Annotated in this window: 14 protein-coding genes; 3 read left to right on the forward strand and 11 right to left on the reverse strand. The window is 62.3% G+C overall.

The window, feature by feature from the left end; translation table 11 throughout:
- Nucleotides 1-3: 3 nt before the first annotated feature.
- Nucleotides 4-606 carry a TVP38/TMEM64 family protein gene (locus VQ071_RS18730; RefSeq protein ID WP_340515667.1) on the reverse strand — a complete coding sequence of 201 codons (603 nt, stop codon included), beginning with the start codon at nucleotides 604-606 and terminating at the stop codon, nucleotides 4-6.
- A 225-nt stretch (nucleotides 607-831) separates the two neighbouring features.
- Between VQ071_RS18730 and VQ071_RS18735 the strand changes: the two genes are divergently transcribed.
- Nucleotides 832-1,527 carry a PsbP-related protein gene (locus tag VQ071_RS18735; RefSeq protein ID WP_340515668.1) on the forward strand — a complete coding sequence of 232 codons (696 nt, stop codon included), beginning with the start codon at nucleotides 832-834 and terminating at the stop codon, nucleotides 1,525-1,527.
- 87 nt (nucleotides 1,528-1,614) lie between these two features.
- Here the strand turns inward: VQ071_RS18735 and VQ071_RS18740 are convergent, their stop codons facing one another.
- Nucleotides 1,615-1,890, reverse strand: a complete 276-nt coding sequence (locus tag VQ071_RS18740; protein ID WP_340515669.1) for a YqkE family protein — start codon at nucleotides 1,888-1,890, stop codon at nucleotides 1,615-1,617.
- Between the two features lie 152 nt (nucleotides 1,891-2,042).
- On the opposite strand from VQ071_RS18740, the gene VQ071_RS18745 reads away from it, so the two are divergent.
- Nucleotides 2,043-2,690 carry a metal-dependent hydrolase gene (locus tag VQ071_RS18745; RefSeq protein WP_340515670.1) on the forward strand — a complete coding sequence of 216 codons (648 nt, stop codon included), beginning with the start codon at nucleotides 2,043-2,045 and terminating at the stop codon, nucleotides 2,688-2,690.
- 10 nt (nucleotides 2,691-2,700) lie between these two features.
- Here VQ071_RS18745 and VQ071_RS18750 read toward each other — a convergent pair whose 3' ends face one another.
- The 3 genes from VQ071_RS18750 to VQ071_RS18760 are packed head-to-tail and all read right to left on the reverse strand — an operon-like array spanning nucleotide 2,701 to nucleotide 6,318.
- Nucleotides 2,701-4,743 (reverse strand): LTA synthase family protein, encoded by a 2,043-nt coding sequence (locus VQ071_RS18750; RefSeq protein ID WP_340515671.1) that lies wholly within the window; start codon nucleotides 4,741-4,743, stop codon nucleotides 2,701-2,703.
- Entirely contained in the window at nucleotides 4,724-5,779 is a 1,056-nt protein-coding gene (locus VQ071_RS18755; RefSeq protein WP_340515672.1) for a M42 family metallopeptidase, read from the reverse strand. The genes VQ071_RS18750 and VQ071_RS18755 overlap by 20 nt, the downstream gene beginning before the upstream one ends.
- A complete protein-coding gene (locus tag VQ071_RS18760) occupies nucleotides 5,776-6,318 on the reverse strand; it encodes a GNAT family N-acetyltransferase (RefSeq protein ID WP_340515673.1) in 543 nt (180 codons plus the stop codon). The genes VQ071_RS18755 and VQ071_RS18760 overlap by 4 nt, the downstream gene beginning before the upstream one ends.
- Nucleotides 6,319-6,553: 235 nt before the next feature.
- On the opposite strand from VQ071_RS18760, the gene VQ071_RS18765 reads away from it, so the two are divergent.
- Nucleotides 6,554-7,564, forward strand: coding sequence for an LLM class flavin-dependent oxidoreductase (locus tag VQ071_RS18765; RefSeq protein WP_340515674.1), 1,011 nt, complete (start codon nucleotides 6,554-6,556; stop codon nucleotides 7,562-7,564).
- 140 nt (nucleotides 7,565-7,704) lie between these two features.
- Here VQ071_RS18765 and VQ071_RS18770 read toward each other — a convergent pair whose 3' ends face one another.
- The 6 genes from VQ071_RS18770 to VQ071_RS18795 form a co-directional block, all read right to left on the reverse strand.
- Entirely contained in the window at nucleotides 7,705-8,637 is a 933-nt protein-coding gene (locus VQ071_RS18770) for a manganese-dependent inorganic pyrophosphatase (RefSeq protein ID WP_340515675.1), read from the reverse strand.
- Between the two features lie 155 nt (nucleotides 8,638-8,792).
- Nucleotides 8,793-9,476, reverse strand: a complete 684-nt coding sequence (locus tag VQ071_RS18775) for a DUF421 domain-containing protein (RefSeq protein ID WP_340515676.1) — start codon at nucleotides 9,474-9,476, stop codon at nucleotides 8,793-8,795.
- Between the two features lie 118 nt (nucleotides 9,477-9,594).
- The gene (locus VQ071_RS18780) at nucleotides 9,595-11,214 is read right to left on the reverse strand and encodes a family 10 glycosylhydrolase (RefSeq protein ID WP_340515677.1); all 1,620 of its coding nucleotides are present in this window, start codon (nucleotides 11,212-11,214) and stop codon (nucleotides 9,595-9,597) included.
- A 202-nt stretch (nucleotides 11,215-11,416) separates the two neighbouring features.
- On the reverse strand, nucleotides 11,417-11,971 hold the full coding sequence (locus VQ071_RS18785) for a TraR/DksA C4-type zinc finger protein (RefSeq protein WP_340515678.1): 555 nt from the start codon (nucleotides 11,969-11,971) through the stop codon (nucleotides 11,417-11,419).
- A complete protein-coding gene (locus VQ071_RS18790; RefSeq protein WP_340515679.1) occupies nucleotides 11,968-12,687 on the reverse strand; it encodes a type 1 glutamine amidotransferase domain-containing protein in 720 nt (239 codons plus the stop codon). Before VQ071_RS18790 ends, VQ071_RS18785 begins: the two co-directional genes overlap by 4 nt.
- Before the next feature lie 83 nt (nucleotides 12,688-12,770).
- Nucleotides 12,771-13,688: an aldo/keto reductase gene (locus VQ071_RS18795; RefSeq protein WP_340515680.1), complete on the reverse strand. Its 918-nt coding sequence runs from the start codon at nucleotides 13,686-13,688 to the stop codon at nucleotides 12,771-12,773.
- Between the last annotated feature and the right edge of the window lie 7 nt (nucleotides 13,689-13,695).

A 13,695-nucleotide genomic window follows, 5' to 3' on the forward strand; every position in this document is an offset into this window, starting at 1 on the left:
CTGTCATACGCCCCTCGTTCTCCTGCGTTCGACCAGCAGCTGGGCCGCGAAGATGCCGGTCAGCACGAGGCAGAAAGCGATATAAGAGCCGATCAGCACATGAATGTCGGTATCGGGGAACAGTATCGACGAGCTGACGATGCCGAACAGCCAGATATGCGACATGACGCCGACGAGCGACGAGACCAGGTAGGCGCGGTTCGATATTTTGGACAACGACGCCATGAAGGAGATGACGTTGTTGGGCATGATCGGCAGCGTACGCAAAAAGATGATGGACCACACGCCGTATTTCATAAAATAGTTTTGCCACTTTTCGTAGCGGCCGGCCTTCGCCTTCATCTTGCGGTCGAACCAGTCCGCGAACAAATATTTGCAGGCATAATAGACGGCCAGCGATGCCGCGATGCCGACCAGCCAGCTTGTGATCAGGCCGTTGACCAGGCCGAGCGCGGAGATCTGCAGGAAGATCAGCGTCGAGAAAGGGAAGATGCCGAAGAAGCCTTGAATGACGGCCAGCGGCACGGTGAGCAGGAGCACGTAGAAGCCCTGCAGATTCGTCGTCTCCAGCAGCCAATCGATCGCATTGTTAATGATGTCGCTCACACGCAATCCCCCTAGACTTGGAGCGGGGAGCGCCCGCTCGGGCGGCCCACTATTGTACCTTAACACGGAGCGCGGGACGGAAGCAAAATAAAACGCATTCCCTAAAGTTTTCCTTAATGTGATGAAAAACGGTTTGAGCTGCCGTGCAGGCGGTGTAAGTTTAACAGGGAATTCCAATGTCAATGCCGTTTTCCATACTCAATCCATAAAGGGAGGCAAACAAAAATGAACAAACAATGGAAGCATACGAAAAACTGGCTGAAATGGTCGGCGCCGCTCGGTCTGGCGGTCGTCCTGGCTGCATGCGGCGGCAAAAACGACGACAATGCGGGCGCTGCGGAGTCCGGTGCTTCGGCGTCGGCAATCGCTAGCGCGAGTCCGAGCGCGCCCGAGCCGAGCGCATCGAGTCCGGACGCGAGTCCGTCCGGGAGCGAAGCCGCCGCTTCGCCGGATACTGCGGTTCAACCGGGCTACCTCTTATATGAAGATGCCGAGAGCGGCGTCAGTATGCAATATCCCGAGGATTGGACGACGCAGAACAACGTGCCGGGCGTTACCGCGGCCTTCCTCTCTCCTGCCGAGAGCGCGGACGACGCTTTTCATGAGAACGTAACGATCGTCGTGCAGGATCTGACCGGTGCCGAGTCGGGCACGATGGAGCAATATGCCGACCAGACCAAGCAGGCGCTCGAGAAGATGATAACCGATTTTAAGCTGATCGAATCCAGGGCGTCCGCCGAGGATAAAGGGTTCTTCCTGGAATATACGGGCAAGCAGGGCCAGCTAGACCTGCACTGGCAGCAGGCGGCCGTAATCGAGAGCGACAAAGCGTATATCATCACCTATACGGCAGAGCCGGGCAAGGTCGATAAGTACAAGGACGTCGTCGCCACTATGGTCGACACGCTCTCCTACAAATAACAGCTCGCCAGCTCGCCGATAATGACGCAATAAGGACCGATCGTAGCCGCTCGCGGCCGATCGGTCCTTATTGCGTCATGCGCCCGCTTACTTAAACGACTTCCAATCCAGGCCGCTGTTGTCCAGCAGATGTCCGAAGTCGCCGGCAAGTCGCTTCTCTTCCGCTTTTCTCGCCGCTTCTTCGGCAGCGCGCTTGGCCTCGGCCCGCTCGCGCTCCTCCGCCTTGATGGACTCGGCGCGTTCCTTCAGCTTCTGCAGCGTGTCCGCGCTCAGCAGATCCTTCAGCGTAGACTGCGGCGCGGCGGCTTCCTCCCGGGCTCCCGCATTCGTTCTCGGCTGCGGCCGCGTTTTTTTGTTCGGCATCCTCATCACCTCTCGTCCATGGTGGCTCTAGCATAGCGCGGTTGTGCAATATTCGTCCAGCGCGTATAATAGTCAAACAAATGTTCGCATGCCGCTTCATGACGCATCGGTATCGCTTCGTTGGCCCAGCATGCACGACGGAGGTATTGTTTATGAAAGGTTCCACGCATCTGGCGATCGGTCTCGTCATCGGCGCGGCTGCGGCCGTCTACCATCAGCCGACGGCCGTCCAATCGGCCGCCTACATCGCCGCGGCCGGATTGTCTGCGCTCGCGCCCGATCTGGACGGCACGAACATGCTCAGCGCCAAGCTAAGCGGCCTGTCCCGCGCCATCCACCGCGGCGCGCTCGGCGGCGGCGCGATCGCGGCGGCCGCCGCCGCCTATCTGTATGCTACGGGTCAGACAGTGCCGCTCCTGCTCGTCTGGGTCGGCATCCCGCTCATGCTCGTGCTCATGTCCGTCTCCTCCGGCACGATCCGCAACGGCCTCGTCTCGCTGGTCGGCATCGGCCTCGCCGTCGCCGGCGCGCGCGGCGGCGACGTCTGGCTGATCGGCCTGGGCGCTTATACGGCCTGGGCGCCATGGCTCAAGCACCGCGGCATGACGCATACCGTGTGGGCGCTGCTCTATTGGTACTGGCTCGGCCGGGAGGCGGAGAGCGGGCTGGACATTCCCGGTCTCGCAGTCGTCGGCGCGGCCGGCTATGCCTCCCATCTGGTCGCCGATACGCTCACCTCGCTCGGTGTCAAGTGGCTTTATCCGCTCTACCGCAAGTCGATCAAGCTGCCGTTTTTTTAATGCATGTGGTCTATGACCGCTTCGGCAGCAGCCTTACATACCGATCTGAGAGACCCATCAGCTTCATGATATAGTCGTAATCCCGGCGGTACGGTGCCACATCTCCGACCGGCTCCAGCGTGTCCAGCGAGACGGCCGTCCCGTCGTCGAAGCCGGTGCCCGGCACGAACAGCACCTGATCGTTAAAAAAGGAGCCTGTCGGCAAATAGTACCGGCTGCCGACGATGTTGTGCTCGATATTCAGCAGGTCATGGCCGAAGGCGACGATATTCCCATCCGCCGGACGCACGCCGAGCAGATTGGCGATCGTCGGCATCATATCGAGCTGGCCGCCGACCCGCTTGATCGGCTCTCCCTGCTGCTGGCCGGGCACATGCACGATAAACGGAATATTGAAGCGCGAGATGCGCGAATCGTACCGGATGCCGAGCGTCTCGCCGACCCATGCCGGGTCGTTGTCGTCCGGCTGCAGGCCGAAGTGATCCCCGTAGACGGCGAGCACCGTGCGGTCCCACAGTCCGTCCGCCTTCAAGCCGTCGATGAGCCGGCCGATCGCGTAGTCGGTATAGTTCGCGGCGATCAGATAGTCGCCGAGCTGCGTGCCCTCGAGAGACGCCGGTACGGTCAGCCGCTGCTTGTCCGCCGGGACCTTGAACGGGAAGTGGCTCGATGCGGTGACGAACTGCGCATAGAACGGCGTGCCGGACGCGCCGAGCTTGGACAGCTCCGACAGACCGAAGCGGTACAGCTCCTCGTCCGAGGCGCCGAACTCGTTGAAGTGATCGTTGACGTAGTTCGGCTTGTCGAAGTAGCCGTCGAAGCCGAGCGCCGGGTACAGCCTGTTGCGGTCCCAGAACTTCACGTCGTTGACGTGGAACGTATATGCCTTGTAGCCGCTCTGCCGCAGCAGCCTTGGCAGGCTCGGCAGCGCCCGGTCACCGTAGCCGGTGGACATCGCGATCTTGGCGGTTGGAAAGACCGACGTATTCGCCATGAACTCGGCGTCGGACGTGTTGCCCTGGCCGATCTGCTGGAACACACGGGAAAAGTAAAAGCCCATGTCCGCAAGCTTGTTCAGGACGGGCGTCACCTCCTGCCCGCCGACGGACAGATGGATCGGGAAGTTCTGGAACGCCTCCAGCTGGAGGACGATCAGGTTCATGCCCTTTGCAGTGCCGAAAAAAGCAGGCGCGGCGCCGTCCGCGCCTGGCTGCGTCTGCCCCGCGCCGCTGCCGGACGAACCGGCGTCGCGGTACGGGTAGGTCGCCTGCAGCGTCCGGACCTCGCTCGCGGTATCGGCGAGATTGGCGGCATTGGCGCTCCGCGACGCCTGGCCGGCCTGGATCGCCGCGATGACCTGGTAGCCGAGGAAGCCTTCGCGGTCGGCGGCCGCCAGCTCGTTGTCGATGGCCAGGCCCTGGCGAATGCCGCCGGCGGATATGCCGGCGCAAGCGACGATCACGATCAGCGCCAGCCAGCGGCGTCGGGACAGCGAGCGGACAGCAGGCAGTCTCCGGGCGCGGACACGTCGGCGGACGAAGCCGAACAGCGCCAGCACGGGCAGGTCCAGAAAGAACAGGACGTATAACGGATCCATCGTCGAGCGGACGCTGTCCTTGACCTGCGGCACCTGATGAAGCTCCAGCAGCGCCGTATAGGTCGGCATCGAGCCGAAATGAGCGAAGTAAAGCGCCGCTGCGAACAGCAGCAGCGATACGAGCGCGTTCAGGCACCAGTAAGCGATCCGGCCGCCCCTGGCAGGCAGAGCAAGCGCGATGAGACCGGTCAGCACGGCGACGGCCGAGGCGTCGGCCCCGATATGGCTCCAAGCCACCTCGCCGAAGCAAAAATACCGCAGCAGCAGCAGCTTGGCCAGCAGCAGCGCGGTATAGACGACAAACGGCGAACCGAGGCGTCGGGCAACGCCCCGGTTCGCCCGGACGCGAGCGAGAGCTTTGACCTCGGCGAGGACGTCGCGGGAGGCGCGAAGCTCGGGGACAGCGCCCCCGCTCCGCCTCTCGCCTGCGCCCGGGTTAGGGCCTGTCGGTGACATAGGCGGTCAAGAGCGTGGCCGTGCCGACGATCGCGTCCGCATGGGTGCGCTCCATGCCGTGCGACGCGTGTACGCCGGGTCCGATCAGCGCCGCGCGGATGTTGGCGCCGCCGCGCAGCGCGGCGGTGGCGTCCGAGCCGTAATGGGGATAGATGTCGACGGCATGCCCGATGCCCTCCCGCTTGGCGAGCGCGACGAGACGGGTCGTCATGCCGTAATCGTACGGGCCCGAGGAGTCCTTGGCGCAGATCGATACGTCGCGCTCTGTGCCGGACAGATCGTCGCCGAGCGCGCCCATGTCGACGGCGATCATCTCCTCGATGTCGGTCGGCACCCAAGCCGCGCCGTGTCCAACCTCCTCATACGTCGAAAAAACAAGCCTGAGCGTACGTAACGGCGTGCCGCCGGTCCGCTTGAACCATTCGAGGACGCCGAACAAGGCGGCGACGGCCGCCTTATCGTCCAGATGACGGGACTTGATCCAGCCGTTCGGGTAGATACGCGTCCTCGGATCCCAGGAGATGAAGTCGCCGGGCGCGATGCCGAGCGCAGCGGCGTCTTCCTTGGAGCGGACATCCTCGTCAAGGCGGATCTCCATGTTCTCCTCGTCCCGCTTCCACTCCCGCGCGTCCGAATGAACGTGAACCGACGGCTTCGTGGACAGCACCGTCCCCTCGTAGACGCGGCCGTCTCTCGTATGCACGCGGCAGTATTCGCCCTCGACCGTCTGCATCGCGTATCCGCCGATCGGCGTCATGCGCAGCGTCCCGCCGCTCTTGATCGAACGCACCATCGCGCCGAGCGTGTCGACATGCGCGGTCAGGCCGATCGAAGGGCCTTCCTTCTGTCCTTTTACCGTGACGATCACATTGCCCTTGGGCGTCGTCTCGCTCGCATAGCCGAGCCGCTCCGCCTCCGCCCGCAGCATCTCCGTGATCTGCATGCAGTAGCCGCTCGGACTCGGGCAGTCCAGCAGCCGCTCCAGCCAGTTCACCATATAGGCGCGGTCCAACGTTTTATAGATAGCATCCGTCATCTGAACGACCTCCTGTGATAGTTGCTAATCTGTCTGAACAGCGCACGGCCGTCCGCAGGACGGCTCGCGTCCGGATCGAAGTCGCGGATCATCGCCGAGTAAGGCTCCGGAACCCAAATATATTGATGAACGTACGAGGTACGCTCGAAGCCGCATTTCTCCCAGAAGCGCATGCGCGCTTCGTTGTCCGGCGTCTCGTCGGCCTCGGCCTCGATCAGCAGGCCGCGGAGCTTCAGCCGCTGCGCCCATGCCGCGATCCGTCCGACGAAGTCGGCGCCGATGCCGCGCCCGCGCAAGTCCGCGCGCACTGCGATATAATCGATCAGCAGCAGCTTCGGCTCGTCCAGCACGCCGCAGATCGCCATCGCCGCCAGCTCCTCCGCGTCCTCCATGACGGCGAGCACGCACAATTCTCTCTCAAGCATGCGGGACAGCACCGCGTCCGGCTTGCGTCCCTCCGCTGCGAAGGACTGATGGTAGAGCGCGAGCGCCCGCTCCCAGGTACCGGCGTCCGGCCGTTCGTGCAGCTTCAGCTCCAAGATGCTCGTCCCCCGCTCAGGCCGCCGTTTTGAGGCGGGCATATGCTTTCATTATATTAGTTCACTCATTTTAAAAAGTCCAACCGTCCGGGGCGTTCGCCAGCTGTCCGAACGCGCTCTGTATCGTGTTCGGCGGCATTGGCGACGGGTTGCGCTGGCGTTTTGAGATTAAATGTGCGATTATATAGCACAGATAAAGTGGAATGCATAATTAACTACGAAAGGCGGTGTCCCTATGAAACTAAGCATATTGGATCAGTCCCAAATCGCGGAAGGACGAACCGCATCCGACGCCTTGCACGAGACGACCGAGCTGGCGCGGGAAGCCGACAAACTCGGCTATCATCGGTATTGGGTCGCGGAGCATCACGCCTCCCATGCGCTCGCTTCGTCGAGTCCCGAGGTGCTCATCGCCCATCTGGCGGCAAATACGCGGCGCATCAAGGTCGGCTCCGGCGGCGTCATGCTCTCGCACTACAGCGCATACAAGGTAGCCGAGAACTTCAGAGTGCTCGAGGCCCTGCATCCCGGACGGATCGACGTCGGGCTCGGGCGGGCGCCGGGCGGCATGCCGATCTCCACGCGCGCGCTGCAGGAGGGCAAAGTCTCCCATATCGACAATTATCCGCAGCAGGTAGCCGATCTGATCGGCTACTTGAACGACGCGCTGCCTGAGAAGCACCGGTTCAAAGGGCTGACGGCCTCCCCCTCGATTCCGACGGCGCCCGAGCTGTGGCTGCTCGGCTCGAGCTTCGGCAGCGCGGCAATCGCGGCGGAGATCGGGGCGGCATACGGCTATGCGCAGTTTTTTGGCGTGCCTGACAGCGAGCTGTCGGTTCAGCATTACAAGGAGCGGTTCAAGCCGTCCGCGCTGAACGATTCGCCGAAGCTGCTGGCCGCCGTCTATGTCATCTGCGCCGATACCGATGAAGAGGCGCGGCGGCTGGCCTCGAGCACCGAGCTGTTTTTCCTGTCGCTCGAGAGCGGGCGGCTGCTCGACCGGTTCCCGAGCGTCGCGACCGCCGAGGCGTATCCGTATACCGATTACGACCGCATGCGGATCGAAGCCGGCGCCCACCGCCGCATCGTCGGCTCGCCGGACACGGTGAAGCGGCAGCTCGAAGCGATGTCCGAGCGGCTCGGCATCGACGAGCTGATGATCGTCACCGTCACGCACGACTTTGAAGCGCGGCTGCGCTCCTATCGCCTCGTCGCCGAGGCGTTCGGACTGGGCGGCAGCGACTGAGAGGCGCCTGATGCTCGCCCAGCGCTTCCCATCGACAGCACGCATGCCGGGGCGGCCCATAACGGTACAGACGCAAAGAACCGCCCGGCTCGCAATGGCCGGGCGGTTCCTCTATTTGTATCTTGCAGCACGCTAATCTATTATTGCTTGGCGAACGTGTCCGTCAGCACCGGCACGATCTGCGACTTGCGGGATACGACGCCCTTGAGCACGGCTTTGTTGCCGTCCAGCTTGACGTTGTATGCTTGCTCGACGACCGCAGCGGACTTGCCGAGCGCGATGCCGACCGAGTCGTTGTTCAGAATGTCCGTGACCACGAACAGGAACAGGTCGAGGCTCTTGCTCGCGATAATGCCGTTCAGCTTGTCCTCAAGCTCGCCTTGACGCGACAGCACGTCGTTCACGTCAACCGCGTTCACTTGGGCGATCTCGACCTTGGCTGCGCCCATCGTGAATTCCTTCGCGTCGAGCGAGACGAGCTCGTCGATCGACTTGTCGCTCAGGTTCGCGCCGGCCTTCAGCATATCCAGGCCGTACTTGTCGGCGTCCACGCCGGCGATCTCGGCCAGCTCGCGAGCGGCAGCCACGTCCTCGGGCGTGCAGGTCGGGGACTTGAACAGCAAGGAGTCGGAGATGATGGCGGACAGCATCAGGCCAGCGACGTTTTTGTCGATGGCGACGCCATTTTCCTTGTACAGCTTGTTCAGGATCGTAGCCGTGCAGCCGACCGGCTCCGCACGGTAGTACAGCGGCGCACTCGTCTCGAAGTTCGCGATCCGGTGATGGTCGATGACTTCGATGACTTGCACCTGGTCGATGTCGCTCGCGCTCTGTTGGCGCTCGTTGTGGTCGACGAGGATGACTTGCTTGGCCTCGGCGGCTACCGTCTCGACGAGACGGGGAGCGGCGGCGCCGAAGGTGTCGAGCGCGAACTGCGTCTCGGCGCCGACATTGCCGAGGCGAACGGCTTCGGCTTCAACGCCGAGCTTGTTTTTAAGCGCCGCGTAGGCGATCGCAGAGCAGATCGTGTCGGTATCCGGGTTTTTGTGACCGAAGATCAATACTTTTCCCATCTTCATACTCCTCTTTAATAGAATTGGCTAGCAAATTATAACTCACAATGCGCCGGGCAGGCAAGCCGGCAGCGTCGTCAGCCCCGTCATTTACCGCAGCAGCGTCCTTCCTTTTCCCCCGATACGCCTTGGCCCTATGCCTCGCTCCGCTCAGATCAATCCGCCTTCAACTGGACATGCACCTCTTCGCCTTCGCTCCACTCGGCATACAGCACCGTCTTCACATCCTCGACGCCCTTGGCCAGCAGCTCGCGGACGAGCCAGCCGCCGTCCTTGCCGAGCTCGCGCAGCCCTGCCGTATCGATGTTGCCGTTAATGACGAGCGCCACCGGGAGCACCACTCTCGGCTGCGGCGGCTTGAGATCGGACCGCGATTCGTCCTCCGGATCCGACTTCAGCATGACGCTCAGGCTGCCGTTCGTCTCCAGCACGGCATACTCGACCTGGCTTAAGGCGAACACGCCGCTTTGTCTCAGCATCGCATGCAGCTGGTCGAAGTCCAGATTGTTTTTTTGCATCGCGCCGTACAGCACCTTGCGGTTATGTATGAGCAGCTCCGGCTTGCCGCTGGCGAAGCGGCCGAAACGAAAAAAACGCGCGCCGATTTTTTCAAGACCGATTGACAACAGCGTCCACAGCACAAGCGAGAACAGCAGATGGACCAGCTTGACGTCTTTGTCGTAAATCGTATTCCCGACCAGTTCGCTCAGCATAAGCGAAGATACAAAATCGAATGCGGTCAGCTGGGATATTTCCTTTTTGCCGAGCAGCCGCGTCATCGTCCACAGCCCCAAAATGCCGATAACGAGCTTGCAGGCGATCATTTCAAACGTAATCATGGCATCGGCACCTCTCCGTCAAATGCTATCTATATACCCGAAAAGGCGCGCCCGCCAACAAGCGCATACAACCAAAAAATCCCCCTCGCCTGCGCGAAGGGGATCGGAATCACGATGATTACGGTCTGCTCTCATAATAAGCTTGCAGCGACTGTATAACGCCCAGCGGGTTGCGCAGCAGCGGGGAAGCGCTGTAATAGATGTCTCCGCCGACTTCGGGGTGGCCCTCGTTATATTTAAGCTGGTTAACGATCTCGGCCGGGCTCTGCCAGCCGGCTTCCGACGTTCCTACCTTGTGGACGGCATGCCCGATATACAGCTGCACTCCCGTCCCGGCGACCTCGGCTGACCACCAGTCGACGAGCTTGTCGTAGCGCGCGGCCGAGTAGGACATGCTCCAGTACACCTGCGGCGCGACATAATCGATCCAGCGCTGTCTGATCCAGGTGCGGACATCGGCGTACATGCTGTCGTACGCGGTCACGCTCGCCTTCGTATCGGACCCGGTCGGATCGGATGCGCGGTTGCGCCACACGCCGAACGGGCTGATGCCGAACGACACGCCCGGCTTGGCGCCGTGAATCGACGTGCCCAGATCGCGGACGAACGAATTGATGTTGTCGCGTCTCCAGTCGGATTTGAGCAGGATCGAATTCGGATTGTGCAGGGCGAACGTGGCATCGTCGCTGAACACGCCGCTCGACGGATAAAAGTAATCGTCCAGATGCACGCCGTCGATGTCGTAATTGTTCACGACCTCCATCACCGTATCGATAATGTGCTGGCGCGCCTCGGGAATGCCGGGATTAATATACCGGACCGTCCCTGTCGTCACGATCCACTCCGGATGCAGGATGGCGACATGGTTGAGCGCGAGCGTATCCGTCTTCGTGTCCGTGCTCGCCCGGAACGGATTGAACCAGGCATGGAACTGCATGCCGCGCTTGTGTGTCTCCTCGATCAAAAATTGCAGCGGATCGTATCCCGGATCGCTTCCTTGCTTGCCCGTCAGCACCTTGGACCACGGGACGAGGCTCGAACGATACAGCGCGTCGGCTGCGGGACGAACCTGCACAAATACGGCGTTCAATCCCATGTCCTTGAACCTGTCCAGCATTGCCGCATATTCAAGCTTCTGCTGCGCCTCCTTGCCGGATGCGGCAGCCGAAGGCCAGTCGATATTGAAGACGCTGGCGACCCATGCGCCGCGCAAGCCTGCGGTGTGCGTGCCTCCGCCATCTCCATCTCCGCCGCCGTTATCCCCGCCGCCGGAGCCGCCGCCCGTCTCCGCGGGCGTCTGCATAATGACGGATCGCGCCGCCGCGTCCCATCTGACGTTGAGTCCGAGCTGCTCGCCGATGAAGCGCAGCGGCACCATGATCCGGCCCGCCTTGTTCTGGACGGTCGCGCCGAGCAGGACGTCAATGCCGTTCACCGCAGCCGTCAGCCGTCCGCTAACGAGCACGATCGTATTGGCGCCTTGATTGATCGTCGCCTGCCTGGACTTCGAATCCCAGGCGATCAGCGCGCCCATGCCTTCGCTGACGGTGCGGATCGGCACCATCGTAGCGCCGGCCTTCGAATCGATATACGGAGGGACGTCGGCCGGCAGTCTCTCGCCGTCCAAATAGACGGAGATATCCGCGAGCTTGGCCGCCGCCGCGGCATGCGGCGCGAACAGTGACAGCAGCAGCAGCGCGCACAAGTACGGCAGCCATTTGTTGCGATAAGCGATCAATGATACAGCCTCCAAGCCTTGTATAATAAAAGCATCACTCCTTGTATAGACGACAACCTTCGCCGTTTGTTGCTAAAAAATAATACATGGCTGCCAGATCGTCCCTCATGTAAAGGGAAGGCTGGACCGCTGCTGTCGCAAAAAAACGCGGCGGATGAGAAATCTCTCATCCGCCGCGCTTCATGGCCCAAGGCCGGCCGTCTCAGTTGTCGGAATCGGCGCTGACGCCGGTCGGCTGCGTGTCCGACGCATTGCCGTATTCCTCGACCGACTTCCAGGCGTCGGCATCGTCGAACCGGCCCGCCTGCCGCTGGCGATGCTCGCCGGCTCCTGTAGGCGGCCGCGTCATGACTTCCTCCTCGACCGGTCGATACAGCCCCGGCGCCTGCTCCTCGGCCGGCACATGCTCGATCGCGTAGCGCGCCGCGGGCAGTGCCTCGAGCCGCTCATAGCCGATCGGTTCGCCGCTGATCTCGCACAGGCCGTATGTGCCGTCCTCCATCTTGGACAGCGCGCGCTCGATCTCTTCCCTGCGCTCGGCGAAGCGGTCGTCGATCGCCGCGTCGCGCTCCCGCTCGAACGTCTCGGTCCCGAGATCCGCGGGGTGGTTGTCGTAGGACGACAGCTCGCCCGTATCGTCGGTGAGGGTCGTCGGGCCGTCCTCGCCCTCCATCAAGAAGTGGCGGTCGATGTCATGCCGCTCGGCGAGGAGCGACTCCTTCAGACGAGCCAGCTGTTCTTCGCTCAATCCGTTCATTCGTTGACACCTCCCGGCACGCGTCCCTGACGGTGTTCAAGCGGCTTCTGCATGCCGATCAGCTCGGCGACCGCACGCGCAGCCGCTCTTGACGAAGCCGGATTCTGGCCCGTCACGAGCCCGCCGTCGACGACGACATGCTCGGCGAAGTCAGGGCCGGCATCGAAGTGCGCCTCCAGCTGCTTCAGCTTCGTCTCCAGCAGGAACGGCAGCTTGCTCTGCAGCGGCGAGTTAGCCTCCTCCGCATTGGTGAAGCCGGTCAGCCGCTTGTTCTCCACAAGCGGGTTGCTCGTGTCGAGCTTCGCGCCGACGAGTCCGGCTACGCCGTGACAGACGGCGCCGATCGGCTTGCCCGCCGTCACGAAGTCCGTCAGCAGATTCTGCAGGTGGACGTCGTGCGGAAAGTCGAACATGGCGCCGTGGCCGCCGGCGAGGAAGATGGCGTCGTAATCCTGCGTCTTCGCCTTCTTCAGCTCCGTTGTCGACGACAGCCACTTTTTATAATGATGTTCGGCGTGCTCCCCGGCATCCTTCAGACTCGCCGGATCGACCAGTGCTTCGCCGCCCTTGGGACTTGCGATCGTTACTTCCAAGCCCTGCGCCTTGAACTCTTCGATCGGCTCCGCGACCTCCGACCACCATACCCCCGCGATCGGGCCGTCTTCGAGCTGACGACCGTTTGTCACGACGATCAACACTTTATTTGTTTTTCCCATATTGCTCACTCCCTGGTGGCAGATTGGCTAGGCTATAGCCCTTCTTACCCGCCAGGCCGGATGTGTAATCCGATCGGGAGCCTTCAAGACGTTCGCGTCCGCTCGGGCACGGAGCCCGCCGCCGTCAGCCGCCGCTTCGCTTCCTCATAGACGTCCGCCGGGAGCGCGCCGCGTCCGGCTTGTGCGACATTGTCCCGCAGATGCGCCGGATTTTTGGTGCCGACGATGATCGTGGATACGTCCGGGTGGCTCATCGTGAAGCGAAGCATGAAGCTCGTGCGGCTCTCTCCCTCCGCCAGCAGCTCGTCCAGTCCGGCGCGGTCCCACCATGCCCACTGGTCCTCCTGGCCGAGTCCGGCGCCAGGCTCGCCCCGGCCGACGCCGCCGCGCACGATGACGCCCGCGCCGCGGGCCGCAGCTTCGGCGATCCAATACTCGTGCGCGCGTTCAAGCGCCGAGTACGGCATCTGGATCGTATCGAAGTCTCCCGCTTCGATAAAGTGCGGGGCGGCCGGCAAAAAGCTCGAGATGCCGATCCAGCGTACCTTGCCCGCTTGACGGAGACCGTGAAGCCACTCGACGAGCTCTTCGCTGCGCGCATCTTCGGGCATCGGACCGTGCAGCTGCAGCAGGTCCACGTAGTCGGTATTCAACCGGCGCAGGCTCTCGTCGAAGCTGTCCGTCAGAAACCGGCGGTTCCAGCAGTGCGGCGTCTCGTCATGCGTGCCGCGGTCGATGACCTCCCTGCCGCATTTGGTAGCCAGCATATATTCATGGCGCCGATGGCCGATATGACGGCCGATCAGCGCTTCGGCTTCGCCGTAGGAATAGGCGGTATCGATAAAGTTGATGCCCTGGTCGAGCACTTCGTTCAGCACGCGGCCCGCTTCCCCGTCGTCGACCGGCCGGCCGCTCCACACGCGCGATCCGCGCAGCTCCATAGAGCCGTACCCGATGGCCGTCACCTGCATCCCCGTTCGTCCGAGCGTTCTTGTCTCCATATCCGTC

Source organism: Cohnella sp. 56 (assembly GCF_037963805.1).
In the GTDB taxonomy this organism is placed as follows: domain Bacteria; phylum Bacillota; class Bacilli; order Paenibacillales; family Paenibacillaceae; genus Cohnella.

What these genes read in the sequence shown, in the direction of transcription:
- VQ071_RS18775 (WP_340515676.1), bottom strand. Translation starts at nt 9,476, where the DNA reads ATGATTACGTTTGAAATGATCGCCTGCAAGCTCGTTATCGGCATTTTG.
- VQ071_RS18750 (WP_340515671.1), bottom strand. Translation starts at nt 4,743, where the DNA reads ATGTCACCGACAGGCCCTAACCCGGGCGCAGGCGAGAGGCGGAGCGGG.
- VQ071_RS18790 (WP_340515679.1), bottom strand. Translation starts at nt 12,687, where the DNA reads ATGGGAAAAACAAATAAAGTGTTGATCGTCGTGACAAACGGTCGTCAG.
- VQ071_RS18755 (WP_340515672.1), bottom strand. Translation starts at nt 5,779, where the DNA reads ATGACGGATGCTATCTATAAAACGTTGGACCGCGCCTATATGGTGAAC.
- VQ071_RS18770 (WP_340515675.1), bottom strand. Translation starts at nt 8,637, where the DNA reads ATGGGAAAAGTATTGATCTTCGGTCACAAAAACCCGGATACCGACACG.
- VQ071_RS18795 (WP_340515680.1), bottom strand. Translation starts at nt 13,688, where the DNA reads ATGGAGACAAGAACGCTCGGACGAACGGGGATGCAGGTGACGGCCATC.
- VQ071_RS18785 (WP_340515678.1), bottom strand. Translation starts at nt 11,971, where the DNA reads ATGAACGGATTGAGCGAAGAACAGCTGGCTCGTCTGAAGGAGTCGCTC.
- VQ071_RS18765 (WP_340515674.1), top strand. Translation starts at nt 6,554, where the DNA reads ATGAAACTAAGCATATTGGATCAGTCCCAAATCGCGGAAGGACGAACC.
- VQ071_RS18745 (WP_340515670.1), top strand. Translation starts at nt 2,043, where the DNA reads ATGAAAGGTTCCACGCATCTGGCGATCGGTCTCGTCATCGGCGCGGCT.
- VQ071_RS18740 (WP_340515669.1), bottom strand. Translation starts at nt 1,890, where the DNA reads ATGCCGAACAAAAAAACGCGGCCGCAGCCGAGAACGAATGCGGGAGCC.
- VQ071_RS18735 (WP_340515668.1), top strand. Translation starts at nt 832, where the DNA reads ATGAACAAACAATGGAAGCATACGAAAAACTGGCTGAAATGGTCGGCG.